Here is a 20,778-nt window from a genome sequence, read left to right as displayed (position 1 = left end):
GGTGAGGAGACAACTACCGGGACAGCTTACGTGAGCCACGCCTCGGCAGGGTAGCCCGGATTTCGTGTCCCCTGTGCCGGTCCAGGCAACATCCGCCGCTCGTGGTGACACCTACGGCTCATGACGACGACGCCGCGCGGCACCGCCCGGCCCGGCTCGCGACGTGCGGTGATCCACCCACTAGCATGGAACAGGCTGGTGGACAGCCCCCATTTCAGGTGACAGAAGGGTGATCCGTGCAGATCGTCAGCATCAGCAGCCTCAAGGGCGGGGTGGGCAAGTCCTCCGTGGTCCTGGGGTTGGCCTCCGCCGCTCTCGAAGCACACGTCCCCACGCTCGTGGTGGACCTGGACCCCCACGGCGACGCCTCCACGGCGCTCGGCGTTCACGCCCGCCCGGGGCACGAGGTGGGCACCGTGCTGCGCCGCCCCCGCAAGGGTGCACTGGCCTCCGTGGCCACGGCGTCCTCGTGGACCAAGCATCCCATCACCCCGCACACCGTGCCCGCGGGCCCGGGCGCGCCTGCCGACGGGTCATCGACCGGGGACGGCGCACGAGCCGTGCTGGACGTGGCACCCGGCTCCGCGGCGTCGTCGCACCTGGACCACGCCGCGTTCCGGACCAAGGACCTCAAGCGTCTCGAGACCGCGCTGCGGGGACTGGCCCGCTACGAGCTCGTGCTGATCGACTGCCCGCCCACCCTGAGCGCGCTGACCCGCATGGCGTGGGCCGCGTCCCACAAGGTGCTCTCCGTGGCCGAGCCGTCCCTGTTCTCCGTGGCGGGTACCAAGCGCACCATGACGGCGCTCGCGCAGTTCGAGACCTCGCGGATCTGGGCCGTCCCGGAGGCCGGGGTGGTGATCAACCGCGTGCGCGACGACTCGGTCGAACAGCGTCACCGCATGCGGGAACTGCAGGAGTTGTTCGGACCGCTCGTGGTGGATCCCGTGCTGCCGGACCTGTCCGTGATGCAGCAGATCCAGGGGGCCGCGTGGCCCGTCCACCGCTGGCCGGGTGCCCCGGCTCAGGATCTCGCGCAGCGCTTCGGCACCATTCTGGCGGGCCTCACGCGCTGATCCCGCAACCCGCGGCGGCGGGGTGCGGTGGCGGGTCAGCCCGCGTTCTTCTTGCGACGGCGTGCGCGCCGGGCGGACAGCTCGTCCTCCGGGAACGGATCCGCGGCGGGGGCCCCGTCCAGGCTCGTGTGTTCGCCCGGCATGGAGGCCAGCGTGCCCTCGACCTCGCGCCACACCCGACCCACAGCGATCCCGAACACGCCCTGACCGCCCTGGACCAGGTCGATGACCTCGTGGGGGGACGTGCATTCGTAGACGCTCGCGCCATCAGACATGAGCGTCAACCGCGTGAGGTCCTCGATGTTGCGCAGCCGCAGCGCGCCCACCGCCGAGCGGATCTGCTGCAGGGAGACACCGGTGTCGAGCAGGCGCTTGACGACCTTGAGCACCAGGATGTCCCGGAAGCTGTAGAGCCGCTGCGACCCGGAGCCCTTGGCGCCGCGCACGGTGGGTTCCACGAGATCGGTCCGGGCCCAGTAGTCGAGCTGGCGGTACGTGATCCCCGCGGCCTTGCACGCGGTGGGACCGCGGAAGCCCACGGTCTCGTCGTAGCCGCCCAGGTTGTCAGTGAACAACATCTCCTGGGTGCCGCCGGCGAGGGAAGATGCGCGCAGCCGTGCCGCGTCCAGCGGCAGCTCCGGATTGCTCAAGCGTCCTCCTCATGCGTGGGTAGGGGTGTCCGATCCCCCGGACACGGGCACCAGCTCGCTGACGCCTCCTCGACGGTAAACCCACGGGTGGAGCGGGTCAAAAACATTGCCCACGGGCGGGCCCGTGTCGTCAGCCTACCCGCACGGGGCCCGGACGGGGTGGAATCAGGACTGGAAATCGTCCGGATCCACGTGGTCCAGGAAATCCCGGAATTCCCGGACCTGGGCCTCGGCCTCCTGCGGCTGGTCCCCCGCCTGTTCCCGCAGCTCCCCGTCCGGGCTGAGCACCAGACCGGCCTCGTCCAGCACGGCCGCGGCGCACAGGATGGGGCACGACGTGCGCGCGGCGATCGCGAGGGCGTCCGAAGCGCGGGCGTCCACCACGGTGCCGTCGTCGAAGGAGATGGCCGCGTGGAACACCGTGTTCTCCACCGTGTGCACCACGACGTCCCGCACGCTGCGCCCGAGCTGGTCCACCACGGACAACAGGAGGTCGTGTGTAAGGGGGCGCGGGGGCTCGATGCCCTGCAGCGCGAACACGATGGACGTGGCCTCGTTGGTCCCCATCCAGATGGGTAGACGCCGGGCGCCCTGGAGTTCGCGCAGCACGACCACGGGCTGGCCCGTGGGCACGTCCATGCGCACCCCAGCGATCTCCATGCGCACGTTCGGGCTCATTGCGCGCTCCCGTCCGTGTCCGGCGAGGCGAACGGTTGCACCGTCTCCTCCACCTGCGAGGTCACAAGCGCGGTCATCACGGTGAGGCACAGCGAGGCGATCTCTCGAGCCCGCTGCACGGCCCTCCGCCGCGTCTCGGGGTCCCTGCGGTTGCGCAACGGTGAGATGCTGCCCTCGACCAGGGCGATCACGCGCTCCGAGGCGCCCCGCAGCACCCGCAGGTGCCGCGGTTCGATCCCGTACCCGTTGAGCTTGCCCGCAGCCACGGCCACGGTAAGTGCGTGGCCGTCGAACGCGCCGACCCGTTCCACGAGCAGGCCGTGGTTGAGCAGTTCCCGCAGCAGCGGCACGTCCGTGCCCGACCGCGCCGCGAGCTCGCGCAGGGTGTACCGCCGACCGTCGTCCGGAACCGGTGAAGTGGGTTCGGGGTCGACGCCGTCCCTGGAGCGTCCGGTCCCCGGTTCCTGCCGCTCGGTGTCCTGCGCGGGATCCTCGCCCCGGTCCAAGCGGTCACGGATGACCCGCAACGGGAGGTAGCGCTCACGCTGCAGCGTCAACACGGTCTCCAACCGGGCGACGTCCTCGTGGGAGTACTTGCGGTACCCCGAGGCGCTCCGCAACGGGTGCACGAGTCCCTGGTCCTCGAGGAAGCGCACCTTGGACGCGGTCAGTTCAGGGAACTGCGGCTGCAATCGGCGTAGTAACGCCCCGATACCCACCCGCGGGATCTGCGGTCGTTCGGAATCAGGCATGGAGCGCGTCAGGAACCGTTCTGCACGGAGTGGTAGTACGTAAACCGGAACTTGCCGATCTGGACCTGGTCGCCGTTCTCCAGCACCTTGGTGGCGACCCGGTCACCGTTGACGTAGGTGCCGTTGAGGGAGGACTGGTCCACTGCCTCGAACGTACCGCTGCGTCGGATGAACTCCACATGACGGCGGGACACCGTGACGTCGTCCAGGAACACCGAGCACGCCGGGTGACGACCCGCGACGATCTCGTCCCGGTCCAGCAGGAACCGGGCACCGGTCAGCCCGCCGTTCGTCTCCAGCAGCAGCGCGGAGCCCGGGGGCAGGGAGGCCACCGCGTTCTGCTCGCTCTCGGAGAGTTTGTGGTGAGCGGCATGGGCCAGCACATCCCCCACGATCTGGATGGATGTGGTCTCCGGACCCGCCTGGGTACCGGATTTCTCATGGTTCGACATCAGGGTTCCCTCACCTCACGTGAAGTTGGCGTATTCAGTCCAGCAACTGCTGGTAAGCATCGGCATCCAATAGCTGCCCGGCGGCATCCGAGGAGTCCACACGCACGGTGAACAGCCAGCCGGATCCGTACGGGGACTCGTTGAGCGCGCCGGGGTTGTCCACGAGGTCGTCGTTGACGCTCACGATCTCGCCGCTGACGGGCGCGAAGAGGTCGCTCACGGACTTGGTGGACTCGACTTCCCCCACCACGTCCCCGGCGGAGACGGTGTCCCCGACCTCTGGTAGTTGGACGAACACGACCTCGCCCAGTTCGTTCTGTGCGTGGTCCGTGATGCCCACACGGAAAGTGTTGTCCTCGTGGAGGTCCTCGACCCACTCGTGTTCTTCGGTGTACGCGAGTTCCGCGGGAATGTTGGTCATGTCGGTCAGTTTAGGGCACGACTCACGCAGTCGGGTTCATCACACGTGCGCGTGTGCAGCGCGCCGGTGTCAGCTGAACGGCCTACGAGGTTCAGGCGCGCTCACGCGGCGCTTAGCCGGTACCGCCCCGGCGGGTGTACTTTGACCCCGTGCCCATCACCGAGGCCCTCCGCCAGGCCGCGATCCGCGCGCGCACGCACGGGTCCAGGATCCCCCGCGCCGTCCCCCTGAGCCGACGACGCCGCGATCCGCTGCACCTGCACGAGCTCACCCCCGCCCGGTCCGCACGGATCATCGTCACGGCCTTCCTGGTGGCGGTGCTCACGGGCACCGGATTACTCATGCTGCCCCCAGCCACCACGGCTCCCGGGGGCACGGACGTGCTCACCGCGGCGTTCACCGCGACCTCCGCGTTGTGCGTGACCGGCCTGGTCACGGTGGACACCGCGACCTACTGGACGCCATTCGGTCAGGTGGTCATCATCTGTCTGATCCAGGTGGGTGGCCTGGGTGTCATGACGTTCACGACCATGCTGGGGATCCTGCTGGCCCGTAAATTCGGCCTGTCCTCCCGGTTGCTCGCCAACGCGGAGACGAAATCCCGCGGCGGAGCGCGCAAGGTGGTCGCACGCATCGTGGCGACCACCGCCGTGATCGAGAGCATCGCGGCGCTCATCCTGTTCCTGCGGTTCTGGGGCCACTACCACTACCCGCCGGGCACCGCCCTGGCCCACGCGGGGTTCCACGCCGTGTCCGCGTTCAACAACGCGGGATTCGCGCTGTACACGCTCAACGTCATGGACTTCGCGGGCGACGCCTGGATCCTGCTCACGCTCGCGGCGTGCGTGATCCTGGGCGGGCTAGGCTTCCCAGTGCTCTACGAACTGCGCCGCCACATCCGGGTGCCCCGGCGCTGGAGCATGAACACCCGGCTCGTGCTGCTCGCGACCCCCGTGCTGCTCGCGGGAGGCACGCTGTTCCTGCTGGTGCTCGAGTGGAACAACCCGGGCACCCTGGGCGGCCAACCGTCCGCGGTCAAGCTGCTCAACGCGTTCTTCCAGTCCACGATCTCCCGCACCGCGGGCTTCAACAGCATCGACATCGGTCACATGCACCCGGTGTCGTGGCTCGGGATGGACATCCTGATGTTCATCGGCGGCGGCCCCGCGGGCACGGCCGGCGGTCTCAAGGTCACGACGTTCGGGGTGCTGTTCTTCGTGGCCCTCACCGAAATCCGGGGTGGCGCCGCGGTACCCGTGCTCGGCAAGCAGCTCTCCCGCTCCGTCCAGCGCGAGGCCATCACGGTCGTGGTGCTCGCGACCGTGGCGGTGATCGGTGGCACGATGCTCATCATGCTCACGGACACCGGCCTGGGCCTGGACCGTGTCCTGTTCGAGTCCGTCTCCGCTTTCGCGACCGTGGGACTGAGCACGGGGATCACCCCCACGCTCGCCCCGTTCGCGCAGTGGGTGTTGATCGCCCTGATGTTCACGGGCAGACTCGGCCCGGTCACCGTGGCCGCGGCCATCGCATTCGGCCGCCGCCCACCCCATTACGAACTACCCAAGGAACGACCGCTCATCGGATGAGCCCGGGCCCCGCCCGCGCCACCCGTGGACCCGGTGCTCGACGACCACGACCCACGAAGGATGCCCCATGTTCGGACCCCACCCCGCCGCGTCTTCTCGCAACGCCATGGCCAACGCCGTGGTCGTGATCGGGCTGGGCCGCTTCGGCGGTGCGCTGGCCACGGAACTGATGCGCAACGGCACGGACGTGCTGGGCGTGGACATGGACGAGACGGTGGTCCAGCGCTTCAACGGCAAGCTCACGTCCGTGGTGCGCGCGGACGCCACGGACGAGGACGTGCTGCGGGAGCTGTCCGTGGACGAGTTCGACCGCGCGGTCGTGGGCATCGGTTCGGACATCCAGGCGAGCATTCTCGCGGCGTCCCGGCTCGTGAAGTTCGGGTGCCCCGCGATCTGGGCCAAGGCCATCACGGAGCCCCACGCGGAGATCCTGACCCAGATCGGCGTGCAGCACGTGGTCAATCCCGAGAGCGACATGGGCACGCGTGCCGCGCACCTGATCCAGCACCGGATCCTGGACTTCGTGCCCATCGACACGGACTACGCCCTGGTGCGGTGCACCCCACCGGAACCCATCCAGCAACGACCCATGGACCTGCTCAACGTGCGGCGTCGGTTGGGGGTCTCGGTCGTGGCCGTGTGCCGCCCGGGCGGTCAGTGGGAGCCCATCGAACCCGGCACCATGCTCTACGACGACGACCAGATCCTCGTGACCGGGCCCACCGCCAAGGTAGAGCACTTCTCGAACCTGACCTGAGGGTGTTCCTATAGGAACCGAGTCAGTCGGCGCAACTCACGGGCCGTGGCCGCGGGAGCGCCGTCGGGGCGCACGAGGGCGTCGAGGCGGCGGCGCAGTGCGGCGTCGTCGCACTCCAGGCCGATGGCCACGACCCGGGACCGCGCGGGCTCGTCGGAGGGCCGTGACACCCGGTCCACCGAGACGTATCCCGCCACGGAGTGCGCCACGAACCGGCGGATCCCCCGGCCCGCGGCGACATCCACGATCGCCTTGATCCGGTGGACGGACGCGGGCGGGTCCTCAAGCAGCTCGGCGAGCGCCGCGGGGTCCACGACCGAGGGCGCGTCCAGGGCCGTGGCGCGGTGGTGGACGTGGTGGTCGTGGCCGGGGGCCCGGCCGAACTCCCACAGCGCGAGCTGGCCGCCCTCGGGTACGGGGTGCTCGGCGGCGTCGAAGAACAACCGGGGATCGGCCGCCCCGTGGGGCGCGTCGATGACGAGCGCGTGGGGATTGGCGTGCGCGATCCGTTCGCGCACCGCGGCGGTCTCCCGGGGATCGGCGAGGTCGGTCGTGGTCAGCAGCACGACCGCCGCGGCCTTGACGTGCTGCGCGAGGTCCCAGCCGCTGGCCTCCGCGAGCGCCACGCGGGCCACGGCGATCACCTCGACGAGCCCGCCGAAGCGTACGTCGCGCACCTCGCTGCCCAGGACCATGTGGATGAGCCCCGGGGGCTCGGCGATCCCGGAGCCCTCGATCACGACCGCGTCGAGCTCGAGGGAGGGCCGGGACAGCGCACGCAGGGCGTCGTCGAGCTGGCGGGGGTCCTCGATGCAGCACAGGCACCCGCCCGCGATCGACACGGGTTCGGCAACGTGCCCCGCCACGAGCGCGGCATCGACATTCACGTCCCCGAAGTCGTTGATGATCACACCGATTCGCGCGCCGCCGGTCGCGAGGAAGTGGTTGAGCACCGTGGTCTTGCCGGAACCCAGGTAGCCGGTGAGGATCAGGACGGGAAGCGAGCTCGGCATGGGTCCATGCTTATCAGTCCGCGAGCATGTCCTGCACGAGGGGCGCAACACGCGTGCCGTAGAGCTCGATACTACGCATGAGCTTTCCGTGGGACAGCGGGCCCGTGGAGATCTTCAGGTCGAAGCGCGAGGCACCCAGGGCCCGCACGCCCGCGGCGATCTTACGGGCCACGGTCTCGGGAGATCCCACAGCCATGGACCCGTGCTCCACCTCCTCCAGGAAGGACTCCTCGGTGGGTGCGGGCCACCCGCGCTCGGCTCCGATGCGCTCGGTGGAGATCGTGTAGGGGCGGAAGAACTCCTCGCGGGCCTGCTCGTCGGTGTCGGCGACGTACCCGTAGGAGTGGTAGGCCACGGGGTTGTCGGAATGGCCGAACTCGGCGAGCGCGCGGCGGTAGAGGTCGCTGAACGGCGAGAACCGCTCCACGGGCCCGCCGATGATCGCGAGCATGAGCGGGAGGTCGTAGTGCGCGGCCCGCACAACCGATTGCGGGGAACCACCCACCGCGATCCACGTGGGCAGCGGTCCGTTCTCGAGGGGCGGGTAGAGGCTCACGTCCCGCAGGTCCTGGGTCAGCGTGCCCTTCCACGTCACCGGCTGACTCGTGCGCAGCGCCGCGAACAGCGCGAGCTTCTCCTCGAACAGTGCCTCGTAGTCCTGCAGGTCGTATCCGAACAGCGGAAAGGACTCGGTGAACGAGCCGCGGCCCAGCACGACCTCAGCCCGCCCGTGGGACAGCGCGTCCAGCGTGGCGAAGCGTTCGTACACGCGCACCGGGTCGTCCGAGCTGAGCACCGTCACGGCCGTGCCCAGGCGCAACCGCTCGGTGCGCGTGGCGATCCCCGCGAGCACGACGTCCGGGGCGGAGATCGCGAAGTCGTCCCGGTGGTGCTCCCCGATCCCGATCGAGTGCAGCCCCACCTGATCCGCGAGCACCGCTTGCTCCACCACGTTGCGGACGGTCTGCGCGTGCGAGACGGGGCGGTCGTCGTCGTCCCACGTGACGTCCCCGAAGGTGTCGATTCCCAGTTCAACGGCCATGCCACGCACAACATTGTGGACACGTCAGCTATTCCGGTGGCGGCCCATGCGGGTGGCCGGTCGCTTCCCCACCCCGCGGGCTCTTGCTAGGCTCGATCGCGATGCCCACGTTCCCGATCGCCACTGCCGCGCGCCCGCACGCCGTTCCTCGCGGCAGCGTGTCTCCGGGTCTGCTCGTCCGATCCGTGGGTACGAACGGCCAGGTGTCCTCGTGGGGCGCCAACCAGGCCGGCGCACCGCCGTCGGCCTCCGTCCACTGACCCCGGAGCCGTTGCCGGCGCTCGTGAGCGCCCACACCGTCCTCCGGCCCGCTCTGACCTCATGTCACCCCGGACCTAGGTGGACCCTTGCTACTTGCCTGCCTCGCGGGCGCACTCCTCACGTGCGCGCTCGCCCCTCTATTGACCCGCGCGATCGGCCGCAACGTCGGATGGCTGCTCGCGGTGCCCCTGCTCGGCGCCGCGGCGCTGATCGCGCTGGGGTACGACGACGCCGCGCACTCCCCCGCCGAGCCCACCCCCGCGGTCGTCGAGTCGCTGCCGTGGATCCCGTCCCTGGACGTGGGGCTCGACCTGCGCCTGGACGGGCTCTCGCTGGTCTTCTCCCTCCTGGTCCTGGTGATCGGGGCCGCGGTGCTGTGTTACGCCACGCGCTACCTCGAGCGCACGGACCGGGCCGATCGCGGGAAGCACGCGGGGTTCTATACGCTCATGACGGGCTTCGCGGCGGCCATGCTGGCCCTCGTGCTCACGGACGACCTCGTGGTGTTCTACGTCGCGTGGGAGGCCACCACGCTGTGTTCGTTCCTGCTCATCGCACGCTCGGGGGACGGCGCACGGGAACCCGCGATCCGCACGCTTCTCGTGACCGTGGCCGGCGGACTCGTGCTGCTCGCGGCCGTCGCCGTCATGATCGTGGCCACCGGCACCACCCGGATCAGTACCGTGCTTGCGCACGACGTGTGGGGTGCTCAGCCCGGGCTGACCACGCTCGTGGCCGTCCTCGTGGCGGTCGCCGCGTTCACCAAGTCCGCCCAGTTCCCGTTCCAGGCGTGGTTGCCGGACTCTATGGTCGCGATCACCCCGGTCTCCGCGTACCTGCACGCCGCGGCCATGGTCAAAGCCGGCATCTACCTTCTCTTGCGCTTCTCCCCCGTCTTCTCCGGAGTTCCCGCGTGGACCGTCCTGCTCGTCACGGCAGGACTCGTCACCGCGATGTTCGGTGCCGTGGCCGCGCTGCGCCGCTACGACCTCAAGGAACTGCTGGCCTACTCAACCATGAGCCAGCTGGGTCTGTTAACCGCGATGATCGGGGTGGGCACCACGGCCGCACTGTCCGCCGCGGTGGTGCACACGATCGCGCACGCGCTGTTCAAGTCCGCCCTGTTCATGGGCGTGGGCGTGATCGATCACAGCGCCCACACCCGGGATCTGCGCGAGCTGGCCCGGATGAACCCGCGGATGCCCGTGACCGCCACCCTCATGGTGCTGGCCGCCGCCTCCATGGCGGGGATCCCGCTGTTGCTCGGTTTCGTGAGCAAAGAGTCCATGCTCGCGGCCTTCCTCGAGGCTCCCGGTCCCGCGTGGGCCCCGTGGCTGCTCACCGCCACAGCCGCCCTCGCCTCGGTCTTCACGGTCGCCTACGCTGCGCGCCTCGTGCTGGGCGCGCTCGGTGGCCGCAACGGCACCGTGGTGCGCGAGGCCCCGGTGTCCTTCTGGGCCGCGCCCGCCTCGGGTGCCCTCGCGGGGCTCGTCCTGGGTCTCGTGCCGTTCCTGCTGGACGGACTCGCCTCCGCGGGTGCGAGCGCGGCCGCCGGGTCCACCGTGGAGAAGCACCTCGCGGTGTGGCACGGCCCGGTCCCCGAACTGTTCGTCTCCCTCGCCGTGCTCGCCTCGGGTGCCGCACTCGTCCTCACCCGACGCCGCGTGCACGCCGTCCTGGCCCCGCGCGCCTTCCCGTTCTCCGCCCTGGACGGCGTGGACCGGGCGCGCGAGGGGACCATCCGGCTCGGCGGCGTCGTGGGCTCGTGGACGAACAGCCCCGCCCCCGCGCGGCACCTGTCGATCCCCGCGGTGTGCCTGAGCGTCGTCGCGCTGCTCGCCGTGTGGAGCACGACCGAGTTGCCGCCGGTGCGGATCGCGGCGAGCGAGCCCTTCGACTGGCTGCTCGCGCTGCTGATCGCGTGCGGTGTGGCGGCCATGATGAACGCGCGCAGCCTGATCTCCGCGATCGTGGTGACCGGGGTGGTGGGCTTCTCGATCACCGTGTGGTTCTTCGACCTGGGCGCCACGGACGTGGCCATGACCCAGCTGCTCGTGGAGATTCTCACGGTGTGCGTCATGGTCCTATTGCTGCGCCGCCTGCCCGCGCGCTTCTCCTCTCCCGGCGCACGACGCCGCGTGGTCGCGCTGCTCGTGGCGGGCTCCGCGGGGCTGGCGACCACCGCGGGCGTGTGGATGCTGACCGGACGGCGCGAGGCCTCACCCGCGTCCGAGTACTACCTGACCCACGGCTACAACGAGACCGGCGGGTCCAACCTGGTCAACACGATCCTCGTGGACTTCCGCGCCCTGGACACCCTGGGCGAACTGACGGTGCTGGGTGTCGCCGGGCTCACGATCGCCGCCCTGCTGCACGGGCGCCGCCCCGCCGCGGACGACCCCGCCCCGATCGACGAGCAATCTCCCGTGAGCGACCCGGAGACCAACACTGTGTTCGTGCGCACCGCCGCGCGCCTGCTCGGGCCCGTGATCGTGGCGATGTCCGTGATCCTGCTGCTGCGCGGACACCACGAACCCGGCGGCGGCTTCATCTCCGCGCTCGTGGGCGGGGCCGGCTTCATTCTGAGCTACCTGGCCGCGCCGTCCGACGAACGCGCCCGCGTGCGCCTGACGTACCTGTGGTTGATCGGGGCCGGCGTGGCCGTAGGAACCGTCACGGGCCTGCTGGGGTACCTGGACGGGTCCTTCCTGCGGCCCCTGCACCCGCGCATCCTCGGATTCGAGATCACCACCGCGCTCGTGTTCGACGTGGGCGTGTACCTCGCGGTGATCGGCGTGATCCTGGCCGCGTTCAACCTGCTGGGGCGGCCGCCGTCGGACACCACCAAGGTGCTGCCCCGCGAACCCGAACCCGGTGCCGCGGGGCCGGACGACCAGCCCGGTTCCGGCGCGTCCCCGGGCGCGCGCGCCGGGGCCGGCGAGCGCCGTCGTGCCGCCCGGAGCGGTACCGCCGCGAGTCCCGCGACGACCCGTTCGTCACACACGACCCACGAGACCGGAGAGGTGACCCCCCGATGAGCGCAGCCGTGATCGCCGGACTCCTCGTGTTCGGTGCCGTGTACCTGCTCATGCAGCGCGAGATGCTGCGTGTGATTCTGGGCTTCGTGCTCCTGGGCCACGCGGGCAACGTGGTGCTCATGGCCGCGGGCGGCAGCGCGCGGCGCCACGAGCCCTTCGGTGCCCCCGAGGACCTGTCCACCGTGGCGGATCCCCTGCCCCAGGCGTTCGTGCTCACGGCGATCGTGATTGCGTTCTCGATCACGATCGTGATGCTCGTGCTGGCCGTGACCGGCCGGGACGATGACGACGACACCGAGGCGAAGCCCGAGGAGGTGCGCTCATGAGCGGCGCCCTCCTCCCTCTGTTCGTCGCACTTCCCCTGCTCGTGTCCGCGGTGTTGTTGATCGTGGGCGACCGCCGCGTGCTGCACGCCGCGGGTCTCCTCGGGACCCTGTTGCTCGTGATCGCCGGAGGCGTGTGGCTCGTGACCGATTTCGCCGGCAGCGGCGGGGCCGTGGCCCACGGTGTGGCGCAGTGGCCCGTGGGGATCTCCATCCCGTTCGTTGCGGACATGTTCGCCGCGCTCATGCTCACGGTCACCGGGGTGCTGACTCTGGTGTGCTCGTGGTTCGCTTACGCCTCCGGCCGGGCGGCCACCGTGTACTTCGCCCCGCTCGTGCTCGTGCTCACGGCGGGCGTGAACGGCGCGCTGCTGACCGTGGACCTGTTCAACCTGTTCGTGTTCGTCGAGGTCATGCTGCTGCCATCCTACGGGCTGTTCGTCCTCGCGGCGCGGCACCGGGGCACCGAGCGGCAGGTCATGGGTGCACGGTTGTACGTGACCCTGAACCTGCTCACCTCCACGATCTTCCTCATGGGCGTGGGCTTCATCTATGGCACCGCGGGCACCGTGAACATGGCCGAACTGGCCGGCCGCGCCGCGACCGACGGCACCGTGGCGATCTCGACCGCCGTGTGCTTGTTCGCCTTGGCGATCAAGGCCGCGGTGGTCCCCATCCACGGGTGGCTCGCGGTCGCCTATCCGGCCACCTCCCCCGCGATCACCGCGCTGTTCTCCGGGCTGCACACCAAGGTGGCCAGCTACGCGATCTACCGGATCTACGCCGTGGTCTTCGACGGCGACGCCCATTGGCTGTGGATCGGCGTGGCACTGTGCTGCCTCACGATGGTCGCAGGCGTGCTGGGCGCCGTGGGCGAGAAGACCACACGCTCGATCCTGGCGTTCCACATGATCAGCCAGATCGGGTACATCCTGCTGGGGGTCGCACTGTTCACCCTGGCCGGGCTCGCGGCGGGCATCTTCTACCTGCTTCACCACATGATCGTGAAGGCCTCCCTGTTCCTGTCCACCGGCGCGATCGAGGTGCGCTACACGACCGGGAGGATCGGCGCGCTGTCCGGGATGGCGACGCGCGAACCGGTCATCGCGGTCGCGTTCTTCGTGGCCGCGCTGTCCCTGGCCGGGCTGCCGCCGTTCTCCGGGTTCGTGGCCAAGTTCTCGCTCATCCTCGCGGCGGTCGACACCGGTCACGTGATCGCGGTGATCGTGATGCTCGCGGTCAGTCTCATCACGCTGCTGTCGATGCTCAAGATCTGGAACGGCGTGTTCTGGGGCTCCGCGCGCGAGTCGTCGCTCGAGAACGGGGGCGGTTCCGGGGCCGGTGGTGGTCCCGCCGCCCGCACTGCCGGTTCCGGTGCGGGGGCCGTGCCGGAACCTGCCCCGGCCACCCGTGACGACGGCGCCGTGGCCACCGCGAGCGGGCGACGCATCTCCGCGGCCCTGGCGGGGCCCGCCGTCGTCACCGCGTGCCTGACGCTCGCGCTGGGCCTCGGCGCGGAAGTGCTCATGGGCGTATCCACGACCGCCGCGGAGGGCCTGCTGGACACCTCGACCTACGTGAAAGCGGTGATGGACTCATGAGTTGGCTCACCTGGCCTGTCCGGGTCGTGGGGTTCCTGGTGTGGTACGCCGGGCAGATCATCTCCTCGAGCACCGCGGTGCTGCGGGACAACCTGACCCCGGGGCAGAACTCGACTCCCGGTGTGGCCCGCGTGCGGACGCGCTGCCGCTCGGACCTGGAGGTGACCCTGCTGGCCGCCCTCATCACGCTCACCCCCGGCACGCTCACGCTGGGGATGCACGACGCACCCGTGGCGGCGCAGCGCCGTCGTGACGAGAACGAGATCCGCACGCTGTACGTCCACTCGCTGTACTCGGGTAACGCCGACAGCGTGCGGGTCGAGGTCCGGGAACTTGAGACACGACTGCTGCGCGCGGTGCGCCGCACGGGAGGGACGTCATGATCGGTGTGACCGTGGGGATCGTGATCCTCGCCGTGGCCTGCCTCGCGGCGGCCTTCCGGATCCTGCGCGGGCCCACGGAGGCGGACCGCGCGGTCGCGGGTGACCTGTTGCTGTTCGGGTTCGTCGGTCTGATCGCGTTGTTCGGTGTGCGCGTGGCCAACGAGTACACCTTCGACATCGTGCTCGTGGCCGCGCTCGTGGGATTCCTCAGCGCGCTGTCCCTGGCACGGGCTCTGACCAGGGGGAAGCGATGAACGAAATCCTGACCGTGCTGGGCAACGTCCTGATCGTGGCCGGGGCCCTCGTGTTCGCGACCGCCGCCCTGGGGGTGGCCCGTTTCCGGGACGCGTACATGCGGGTCTCGGCCGTGGGGACCGCGGGCGGGCTCGGCATCGTGTTCGTGGTGACGGGGGCATTGCTGCTGCAGCCGTCCGTGTCCAACGTGGTCAAGGTCGTGCTCATCATCACGATCCACCTGATCACGTCCGCGGTGGGGACCATGGCGATCGCGCGATCGGCATATCTCACGGGGACTCCCCTGGAGCGGTACGCGTTCGACGAGCTGGCCGCGGATTCGCCCGGCACGGAGCGGGACCCGGAACCCGCACGGAAGCCTGCCGTGGACTGAGGACCGCACGTCCCGCCCCCCGGCACCGGGTGTGGACCGCGGTCCCTCGTGGCGTACGGCTGGCGCTTCAGCGCCCGGAACGGCCACCCGGGGTCAGTGTGCGGCCCCGCTGAGCCGGTCTACCGCCTCCACGACGGTCTCGGGCGCGCACGCGAGGTTCATCCGGGCGAAGCCCTTGCCCGCGCCACCGAACATGGGTCCATTGGACAGTGCCACCCCGGCGTGCTCGAGTGCGTAGGCGGCGGGATCATCGCCCCATCCCAGGGCGCGCATGTCGAGCCACGCGAGATAGGTCGCGTGACCTCGGCGCACGACGACGCCCGGGAGCTTCTCGCTCACTTCGCGCTCGAGCAGCTCGGTATTGTCCTGGATCGCGGTGATCGTCTCGTCCAGCCAGTCGAGGCTGTTGCGGAAACCCTCCCGCGTGGCGAGCAGGCCGAAGCTGCCGGTGCGGTAGGACACCTCGTCCGGCAACTGCTCGAGCCACCGCATCATGGGTTCGGAATCCACCACGAACATGGCAGTCTTCAAACCGGCCAGGTTGAACGCCTTGCTCCCCGATTCCGCGGCCACGCCGTGCGCGCGCGCGGCATCGGACACCGAAAGGTATGGCGTGAACTTGGTCCCGTGATGCGTGAGCGGGGCATGGATCTCGTCGCTGACCACGAATCCGTCGTGCTCGGCCACGATCTCGGAGAGCCGTTCGAGCTCCTCGCGGGAATGTACGAGCCCCACGGGGTTGTGGGGATTGCACAGCAGCACGCCGCGGGCACCCGCGCGCAGGGCGGCGTCGATGCCGCGCAGATCAAGACGGTAGCTCGCGGCGTCGTCGAGCAGCGGGACCTCCACGACCCGCCCGCCGGCCTCGACCACGAGGTCGAAGAACGGCGGGTAGACGGGCGGGGTGATGATCACGCCGTCGCCGGGCGCCATGAGACGGCGCAGCGACTCCACGATCACCACGCTCACGTCCGTGGTGTAGGAGATCCGCGCCGGGTCCGGGCGCCACCCCCACCGCTGCGCGGCGAAGTCCGCGAACGCCTCCGCGGCGCCGCGGTCGGTCGGGGTGGCGTACCCGGTGTCGCTGTTCTCGATCGCATTCTGTAGCGCCGCCTTGATGGCCGGCGGCGTGGGGAAGTCCATTTCCGCGACGAACATGGGCAACACGTCCCGCGGGTACGTGCGCCACTTGGCGCTCGTACGACGTCGCAGGGCGGGCATGTCATCGGCGGTCGTCATGGTCCCTCCTCCCGTTACTGTCTGGTCCTCAGGACTCCGTGAGTTTCTTGGCCTGGCCCAGACGCAGCGACTCGAGGGTCTTCTCCTGCTCCTGCGCGCGCTCGTAGAGGTTCTGCAACAGGTCCTTGTCCAACCGCTCGTCCGGGACCTCCAGGAGCAGCCGCCAGCCGAGGCCCTTGGCGTGCACGGCGGCCACGAGACCCTCGAGTTCCTCGATGTCCGACAGCGGCGAACGTTCCTTGATCCGCTCGTTCGGCTTGAGGCGTGCGAGCTTCTCCCCCGCCTTCGCAGGGAGATCCTTGTGCAGGGCAGGCTTGGCCCCGACCATGGACATGATGTCCTCCAGGGACTTCTGATCGCGGGCGATCTCCGGGACCAGTCGCTCGACCTGTTCCCGCACCTCCGGGTCCCCGTGACCCTCGGCCACACGGCGGAACACATCCACCCCCGCGGCCGATCCGGCGTGGTGGTCCTGCAGGTACGTAGTGATGACGTTGGTCATGGGATACCCCTTTCGTCGTGTCCTCCCACCTAAGCATGCTGAGCTCCGCACGGTCACACCCGAGTGGGTACATGACGTAAACATTTACCCGATCACCTGCGCCGCCCCGCCTGCCACCCCCATGTTCTAGTGCAGCAAAAGCAGCTTTGGTGCACCGAATCACGCTTAGCTCAGTAAAAACAGAGGGGTGCGGCGTCGTCGTCCGCCGTGCGTGCGCGGCATACTGGACGGGTACGCGCCGTGCCGGGGGAATCGGGGCGGATCATCTCAGGGGGGGACAGTGGCACCGGAAACTTTCGTGGACTTCACCGCGCCGAACGGACTGAGCTCGTGGTACCACGTGTGGGACTCGGGCACCGCGGGTATCATGTACTACTTCGACGGCGACTACTGGGACCTGGACGACACGTCCATCAACTGGCCGGACGAGGGCGATCTGGCCCGGCTCGCGGTGGCAGCACGGGCCCGGGACCTCATGTTCGTGGCCGTGAACACGCCGGACGAGGACGGCTCCGGCGACGGCTACACGTGGTGGGAGGACTGCAAGGCGAACGGCAAGTACTTCCGGGCGCTGCACGAGCACATCGTCGAGCGGAACCCGCAGGTGGACGCGAGCAACATCTGGCTCCTGGGGTACAGCGGCGGCGCCGAGTTCATCACCTACGAACTGCTGGACCGGGGTATTCCCGGGATGACGCACGGCGGCGCGGTGATCATCGGCGGCGGCGGAGCGAACGCGCCGGTGGCCACCAAGAAGAAGGCCCGGCCGTGCATCGGCAACACGGCCATGCACTGGTGGGTGGGCGATCAGGACGTGGACGGTGCCACGAACCCGCCCGAGTGGAGCGCGCTGGGCGCCGCCGAGGAGGGCGTCGCCGCGTTCCAGGCCGCGGGTTTCGACACGAACCTGCACGTCCTGCCGGGCGTGGACCACTCCGGGTACGACGCCGTGGCATGCCTTTCGCACGCACTGCCCGCGGTCTCGCGCAAGGCGGACCTGCGCGCTGCGCTGTCCGACGGATGGGTGCGGCTCACGCGGGACACCTGATGAGTGACGAGGAACGGCCGAGTGGCGGGTCATGATTTCTAGTGAAGTTAAAACAGCTTCGCCGCACCGAAATGTGCTCTAACGCCACTAGAAATTCGGGTGGTAGCCATGAGCGGGACCGTGCACCAAAAACCGGCTCCGGCCAAGGATTTCTGCCTGGCCGGAGCCGGTTCACTCGGTCGGGATGACAGGATTTGAACCTGCGACCCCTTGACCCCCAGACGTCCAGACTGCTCCGGCCAGACCGGATTCTGCGTGATTCCTAGCGTCAGATCATGCAGAACACGTCACGAGATGCATGGAGTGCATGATTCTGGTCCCCCTCGTGGGCAAGCTCAGTTCGCGGTCAGAGCCGTGAGAGGCGCTACGACGGCGTGGAACCTATTGCCCACGAGCAGCACGACGATCTTGCGGCCGACGCTGTCGGGCTGCGGTTCTCCGGGTGGTGATGTCGGGGGCGCACGGGCCAGCTCAGGCCGGTTGCGGGATAGCGGCGATGTGCGCGAAGACCGCGACGATCGCGGCTGCCCAGGGCCACGACTCCGGGATCTTAAGGCGAGTTGATATGTCCGAGACGCTATAGGGCAGGAGAGTCGCCTTCCTCGCCGCCGACGGGGTCGAGCGAGTCGAGCTCGAACAGCCCCGCGAGGCACTGGAGCGGGCTGGCGCGCAGACCGAGGTGCTGTCGATCCATGACGGTGAGATTCAGGCGCGTGAGAACGATCTGGAGGCAGCAGGCACCTTCACCGTTGACAGGTTGGTCGCGGACGCCTCTGTCACCCACTATGACGCCCTGCTTCTCCCGGGCGGCACGGTGAATCCCGACCAACTCCGGGTTGACCCCGACGCGGTCTCCTTCGTCCGCGAGTTCGTCGAAAGCGGCAAGCCCGTTGCGGCGATCTGTCACGGGCCGTGGACGCTGATCGAGGCCGGTGTGGTCGAAGGCCGTGGGCCGCCCCCTTCATTCGGTCCGGTCGCTGTGCGAGTCGTCGGTTTCCGATTGATGGGTGCATTGCCGAGCGTAGTCGACGGGTGCGAGGTAGCCGAGCGATGAATGCCGGCGGTCGTGGTTGTATTCGGTCTTCCAGTCGCCGATCACGACCTGGGCGTGGAGCAGCGAGTAGAAGCTGTTGATGTTCAGGCACTCGTCGCGGAGCCTGCTCTCGGCATCCTCGCCTTCACTTCGGCGAGGTCACCCGTGGCCAGGCCTCTCGCCCTCGCTGCGCCACCGGCGACATCCTCCGCTTCGCGAGGTCACCATGGACGAGCCCCTCGCTGGGCGACGCGTGCGTCCCGTCATGGCCTGAGACCTCACATCACCGACGGGGCCCTGCCGAGAGACGATCCTCACGGCAGGGCCCCGTCACGGTGCTTGGGCGCGAGCGGCCGGGTGCGCCTCGGGGGTCAGGCGTCGTCCCGCCCGGCGGCGCGGTGGACGAACTCGATGAGGGAGTTCTCCATCTCGGCGCGGGTCTCGGGCTCGTTGTGAACCTCGTGGCGGACGTCGGGGTAGATGTGGAGTTCGACGTCGTGGCCCTTCTCCTCCAGGCGCCGGGCGACCTCGCGCGCACCCTCGCCGTAGTTGGTCACCGGGTCCTCCGCGCCCGCGAAGATCGCGACGGGAACCTGCGGAAGGCGGTCGAAGAAGTCGTCGCCGTTGGCCTGGTCGTACACGTCGACGAAGCCCTGCAGGAACCGGTTGCTCAAGGGGGCGCCGAAGTTGTTGAAGGGGTCGCGGCCGTGATCACGGACGACGTCCGCGTTGCGCGCCACCCAGTCCGTCGGGCCGAAGTCCGGGCCGAGGCGGTCGTAGAAGCCGTCGAACAGCTGGCCCACCAACGCATCCGCAGCGGGGGCGGAACCGTCGGCCGCCACGGCAGCCTTCAGGGCCTCGCGATCCAGCGTCGACTCGACACCGCGCATGCCCACGGCGATACCGCCCAGCGCGAGCCCGTCGACCTCGACACCCGGCTGCAGCACCAGCGCCCGCGCGATCATCGACCCCAGGCTGTGGCCGAACACCACGTACGGCAGGTCGGGGAACAGCTCCTTGGCCTTCCGGTACAGCGTCACCTCGTCCTGCACGATGACCGTCGCCGACTCGTCACCGGCGTCACCCCACGTCCCCGACTGCATCGCCGTCCGACCGTGACCCGCGTGATCGTCCGCGACCACGACGAACCCCGCATCCACCAGCGCGGCCGTCATGTGCAGGTACCGGCGGGAGTGCTCGCCGAGACCGTGGATGAGCTGGACCACCGCCACCGGCGTGACCGCCGGTTCGTACACCCAGGCCTGGATGGTGTCGGTGCCGTTGTGCGACGTGAACTCGAGTTCGCGCAGAGCCATGCTGACCTCCTCGTCATGCCCCTCGGGCGGGGAGCTCGACGGTATGACCCTACCGTACCTGCCGACAACGGGATGTCCGGCCCCCGACCTCCGTCGCCCACTCGCGGAACTCCCTGTCGCGGGCGCTGAGAGCGGCAGGTACGCGCCCAGCCCGTCCCGAGAGCCGCGTGACCGGGTCCGGACCCGGCGGCCCGGCAGGGTCACCCCCGGTGGGGGGGCCGCGTCCCGCCCGGATCATGCCTGCCGGCCCGCCCCGTGGCACTTCGGACGCTCTGTGCCGGCGCCGGGCGTGCCCGTCCACGCCCGGACGGCCCGCAGAACGTGGACCAGGCCTCGGCATCGCGGCTAAGGAAGGTGAGGCCGGGGTCGATCAGACAGGCGACACGGGACATCACATGGAGAAACGGCGTCCCCGCTCCGGTGCTGCGTGTACCCGACGACGGCCCCCCGGCCGACGAGCCCGGCGCCGACGACCTCGGTCCCGGCGATCACGCCGCGGCCCACGTCGCCCGCGACTACGGTGCCCGCGCCGACGACGCGCCCCACGACCACGCCCACCACGCGCCCGACGACCCGTCCGAGCGTCCCCGCAGTGAAGGCGGTGCAGCGCACCTTCCAGGTGGACCGGTACATGCCCAAGACCGCGGCTCAGGCCCGGGTCGTGGCGCGCCTCGACGACGACGGCGTGCTGCGTTACCGCGAGGACCGCGCCCTCTGGGGCGCGAACAACTGGCAGTTCGTGACGGTGCGGGTGCCCGCCGACGCGAGCAAGGCGCAGGTCATGGCCGTGATCAACGCCAAGACGTCCTCGCGTGTGGGTGACGTGCACACCGGTTCGCGCCTGCGTTCCATCACGCGTGGTCGCTCGGTGACGATCGCGTGGGAGCTCGGCAAGGGCGCCCGCCCCACCTCCGCCTGGGGTGCGAACAAGTCCGTCAACCAGATGTTCTTCGCCCGCTCCTGAGCGACCACAGGT

General features: G+C 69.5%; 21 protein-coding genes and 2 pseudogenes. 12 read left to right on the top strand and 11 right to left on the bottom strand.

Going from position 1 to position 20,778, the window contains the following annotated elements:
• The first annotated feature begins 236 nt into the window (after positions 1 to 236).
• The gene (locus B3I25_RS01955) at positions 237 to 1,076 is read left to right on the top strand and encodes a ParA family protein (RefSeq protein WP_085105896.1); all 840 of its coding nucleotides are present in this window, start codon (positions 237 to 239) and stop codon (positions 1,074 to 1,076) included.
• A gap of 35 nt (positions 1,077 to 1,111) precedes the next feature.
• Here B3I25_RS01955 and B3I25_RS01950 read toward each other — a convergent pair whose 3' ends face one another.
• From B3I25_RS01950 to gcvH, 5 genes are all read right to left on the bottom strand, one after another.
• The gene (locus B3I25_RS01950; RefSeq protein ID WP_064845778.1) at positions 1,112 to 1,654 is read right to left on the bottom strand and encodes a MerR family transcriptional regulator; all 543 of its coding nucleotides are present in this window, start codon (positions 1,652 to 1,654) and stop codon (positions 1,112 to 1,114) included.
• 237 nt (positions 1,655 to 1,891) lie between these two features.
• Positions 1,892 to 2,404: a bifunctional nuclease family protein gene (locus tag B3I25_RS01945; protein WP_064845758.1), complete on the bottom strand. Its 513-nt coding sequence runs from the start codon at positions 2,402 to 2,404 to the stop codon at positions 1,892 to 1,894.
• Positions 2,401 to 3,156: a MerR family transcriptional regulator gene (locus tag B3I25_RS01940; protein ID WP_286737638.1), complete on the bottom strand. Its 756-nt coding sequence runs from the start codon at positions 3,154 to 3,156 to the stop codon at positions 2,401 to 2,403. Before B3I25_RS01940 ends, B3I25_RS01945 begins: the two co-directional genes overlap by 4 nt.
• 8 nt (positions 3,157 to 3,164) lie before the next feature.
• Complete coding sequence (locus B3I25_RS01935) at positions 3,165 to 3,608, bottom strand: FHA domain-containing protein (RefSeq protein WP_064845760.1); 444 nt, start codon at positions 3,606 to 3,608, stop codon at positions 3,165 to 3,167.
• Positions 3,609 to 3,642: 34 nt separating this feature from the next.
• Positions 3,643 to 4,029, bottom strand: a complete 387-nt coding sequence (gcvH, locus tag B3I25_RS01930; protein WP_239321147.1) for a glycine cleavage system protein GcvH — start codon at positions 4,027 to 4,029, stop codon at positions 3,643 to 3,645.
• A gap of 149 nt (positions 4,030 to 4,178) precedes the next feature.
• Here gcvH and B3I25_RS01925 point away from each other — a divergent pair, with 149 nt between their 5' ends.
• Both B3I25_RS01925 and B3I25_RS01920 read left to right on the top strand, forming a co-directional pair.
• Positions 4,179 to 5,618, top strand: a complete 1,440-nt coding sequence (locus B3I25_RS01925; RefSeq protein ID WP_286737636.1) for a TrkH family potassium uptake protein — start codon at positions 4,179 to 4,181, stop codon at positions 5,616 to 5,618.
• 67 nt (positions 5,619 to 5,685) lie between these two features.
• Positions 5,686 to 6,375 (top strand): potassium channel family protein, encoded by a 690-nt coding sequence (locus tag B3I25_RS01920; RefSeq protein ID WP_098055234.1) that lies wholly within the window; start codon positions 5,686 to 5,688, stop codon positions 6,373 to 6,375.
• Positions 6,376 to 6,383: 8 nt separating this feature from the next.
• On the opposite strand, the gene B3I25_RS01915 is transcribed toward B3I25_RS01920, so the two are convergent.
• A complete protein-coding gene (locus B3I25_RS01915; RefSeq protein WP_098055232.1) occupies positions 6,384 to 7,388 on the bottom strand; it encodes a CobW family GTP-binding protein in 1,005 nt (334 codons plus the stop codon).
• 13 nt (positions 7,389 to 7,401) lie between these two features.
• Positions 7,402 to 8,430, bottom strand: coding sequence for an LLM class flavin-dependent oxidoreductase (locus tag B3I25_RS01910; RefSeq protein ID WP_286737634.1), 1,029 nt, complete (start codon positions 8,428 to 8,430; stop codon positions 7,402 to 7,404).
• A gap of 347 nt (positions 8,431 to 8,777) precedes the next feature.
• Between B3I25_RS01910 and B3I25_RS01905 the strand changes: the two genes are divergently transcribed.
• From B3I25_RS01905 to B3I25_RS01880, 6 genes are read left to right on the top strand one after another with little or no spacing between them, the layout of a single operon-like run.
• Complete coding sequence (locus tag B3I25_RS01905) at positions 8,778 to 11,729, top strand: DUF4040 family protein (protein WP_286737633.1); 2,952 nt, start codon at positions 8,778 to 8,780, stop codon at positions 11,727 to 11,729.
• Positions 11,726 to 12,055, top strand: a complete 330-nt coding sequence (locus B3I25_RS01900; RefSeq protein WP_098055225.1) for a cation:proton antiporter subunit C — start codon at positions 11,726 to 11,728, stop codon at positions 12,053 to 12,055. Before B3I25_RS01905 ends, B3I25_RS01900 begins: the two co-directional genes overlap by 4 nt.
• Positions 12,052 to 13,653 carry a monovalent cation/H+ antiporter subunit D family protein gene (locus B3I25_RS01895; RefSeq protein WP_206478434.1) on the top strand — a complete coding sequence of 534 codons (1,602 nt, stop codon included), beginning with the start codon at positions 12,052 to 12,054 and terminating at the stop codon, positions 13,651 to 13,653. Before B3I25_RS01900 ends, B3I25_RS01895 begins: the two co-directional genes overlap by 4 nt.
• A complete protein-coding gene (locus tag B3I25_RS01890; protein WP_193519381.1) occupies positions 13,650 to 14,036 on the top strand; it encodes a Na+/H+ antiporter subunit E in 387 nt (128 codons plus the stop codon). The genes B3I25_RS01895 and B3I25_RS01890 overlap by 4 nt, the downstream gene beginning before the upstream one ends.
• Entirely contained in the window at positions 14,033 to 14,290 is a 258-nt protein-coding gene (locus tag B3I25_RS01885; protein WP_035961140.1) for a monovalent cation/H+ antiporter complex subunit F, read from the top strand. Before B3I25_RS01890 ends, B3I25_RS01885 begins: the two co-directional genes overlap by 4 nt.
• A complete protein-coding gene (locus tag B3I25_RS01880; RefSeq protein WP_098055217.1) occupies positions 14,287 to 14,664 on the top strand; it encodes a cation:proton antiporter in 378 nt (125 codons plus the stop codon). Before B3I25_RS01885 ends, B3I25_RS01880 begins: the two co-directional genes overlap by 4 nt.
• Positions 14,665 to 14,757: 93 nt before the next feature.
• Here the strand turns inward: B3I25_RS01880 and B3I25_RS01875 are convergent, their stop codons facing one another.
• Both B3I25_RS01875 and B3I25_RS01870 read right to left on the bottom strand, forming a co-directional pair.
• Positions 14,758 to 15,903, bottom strand: a complete 1,146-nt coding sequence (locus B3I25_RS01875) for a MalY/PatB family protein (RefSeq protein ID WP_206478440.1) — start codon at positions 15,901 to 15,903, stop codon at positions 14,758 to 14,760.
• A gap of 28 nt (positions 15,904 to 15,931) precedes the next feature.
• Positions 15,932 to 16,405 (bottom strand): hypothetical protein, encoded by a 474-nt coding sequence (locus B3I25_RS01870; RefSeq protein ID WP_286737632.1) that lies wholly within the window; start codon positions 16,403 to 16,405, stop codon positions 15,932 to 15,934.
• A 280-nt stretch (positions 16,406 to 16,685) separates the two neighbouring features.
• Here B3I25_RS01870 and B3I25_RS01865 point away from each other — a divergent pair, with 280 nt between their 5' ends.
• Together B3I25_RS01865 and B3I25_RS01860 are read left to right on the top strand one after the other, a co-directional pair.
• A complete protein-coding gene (locus tag B3I25_RS01865) occupies positions 16,686 to 17,453 on the top strand; it encodes a hypothetical protein (protein ID WP_286737631.1) in 768 nt (255 codons plus the stop codon).
• 583 nt (positions 17,454 to 18,036) lie between these two features.
• A pseudogene (locus B3I25_RS01860) lies at positions 18,037 to 18,402 on the top strand (DJ-1/PfpI family protein); the annotation flags it as partial.
• A 12-nt stretch (positions 18,403 to 18,414) separates the two neighbouring features.
• Here B3I25_RS01860 and B3I25_RS01855 read toward each other — a convergent pair.
• Positions 18,415 to 18,627: pseudogene (locus tag B3I25_RS01855) on the bottom strand (integrase core domain-containing protein); the annotation flags it as partial.
• Between the two features lie 230 nt (positions 18,628 to 18,857).
• On the bottom strand, positions 18,858 to 19,802 hold the full coding sequence (locus tag B3I25_RS01850; RefSeq protein WP_035964342.1) for an alpha/beta fold hydrolase: 945 nt from the start codon (positions 19,800 to 19,802) through the stop codon (positions 18,858 to 18,860).
• Between the two features lie 592 nt (positions 19,803 to 20,394).
• Between B3I25_RS01850 and B3I25_RS01845 the strand changes: the two genes are divergently transcribed.
• On the top strand, positions 20,395 to 20,766 hold the full coding sequence (locus B3I25_RS01845) for a hypothetical protein (protein WP_013350234.1): 372 nt from the start codon (positions 20,395 to 20,397) through the stop codon (positions 20,764 to 20,766).
• Positions 20,767 to 20,778 lie beyond the last annotated feature (12 nt).

It is taken from the genome of Kocuria sp. UBA1838, from assembly GCF_002338785.1.
GTDB lineage: Bacteria > Actinomycetota > Actinomycetes > Actinomycetales > Micrococcaceae > Kocuria > Kocuria marina.
This window is presented reverse-complemented; position numbering and strand designations above follow the sequence as displayed.

Excerpts from the sequence above, each read along its gene's own strand:
- B3I25_RS01950 (WP_064845778.1), bottom strand. The coding sequence starts at position 1,654 with ATGTTGTTCACTGACAACCTGGGCGGCTACGACGAGACCGTGGGCTTC.
- B3I25_RS01945 (WP_064845758.1), bottom strand. The coding sequence starts at position 2,404 with ATGAGCCCGAACGTGCGCATGGAGATCGCTGGGGTGCGCATGGACGTG.
- B3I25_RS01940 (WP_286737638.1), bottom strand. The coding sequence starts at position 3,156 with ATGCCTGATTCCGAACGACCGCAGATCCCGCGGGTGGGTATCGGGGCG.
- B3I25_RS01935 (WP_064845760.1), bottom strand. The coding sequence starts at position 3,608 with ATGTCGAACCATGAGAAATCCGGTACCCAGGCGGGTCCGGAGACCACA.
- gcvH (WP_239321147.1), bottom strand. The coding sequence starts at position 4,029 with ATGACCAACATTCCCGCGGAACTCGCGTACACCGAAGAACACGAGTGG.
- B3I25_RS01920 (WP_098055234.1), top strand. The coding sequence starts at position 5,686 with ATGTTCGGACCCCACCCCGCCGCGTCTTCTCGCAACGCCATGGCCAAC.
- B3I25_RS01915 (WP_098055232.1), bottom strand. The coding sequence starts at position 7,388 with ATGCCGAGCTCGCTTCCCGTCCTGATCCTCACCGGCTACCTGGGTTCC.
- B3I25_RS01910 (WP_286737634.1), bottom strand. The coding sequence starts at position 8,430 with ATGGCCGTTGAACTGGGAATCGACACCTTCGGGGACGTCACGTGGGAC.
- B3I25_RS01900 (WP_098055225.1), top strand. The coding sequence starts at position 11,726 with ATGAGCGCAGCCGTGATCGCCGGACTCCTCGTGTTCGGTGCCGTGTAC.
- B3I25_RS01895 (WP_206478434.1), top strand. The coding sequence starts at position 12,052 with ATGAGCGGCGCCCTCCTCCCTCTGTTCGTCGCACTTCCCCTGCTCGTG.
- B3I25_RS01890 (WP_193519381.1), top strand. The coding sequence starts at position 13,650 with ATGAGTTGGCTCACCTGGCCTGTCCGGGTCGTGGGGTTCCTGGTGTGG.
- B3I25_RS01885 (WP_035961140.1), top strand. The coding sequence starts at position 14,033 with ATGATCGGTGTGACCGTGGGGATCGTGATCCTCGCCGTGGCCTGCCTC.
- B3I25_RS01880 (WP_098055217.1), top strand. The coding sequence starts at position 14,287 with ATGAACGAAATCCTGACCGTGCTGGGCAACGTCCTGATCGTGGCCGGG.
- B3I25_RS01875 (WP_206478440.1), bottom strand. The coding sequence starts at position 15,903 with ATGACGACCGCCGATGACATGCCCGCCCTGCGACGTCGTACGAGCGCC.
- B3I25_RS01870 (WP_286737632.1), bottom strand. The coding sequence starts at position 16,405 with ATGACCAACGTCATCACTACGTACCTGCAGGACCACCACGCCGGATCG.
- B3I25_RS01850 (WP_035964342.1), bottom strand. The coding sequence starts at position 19,802 with ATGGCTCTGCGCGAACTCGAGTTCACGTCGCACAACGGCACCGACACC.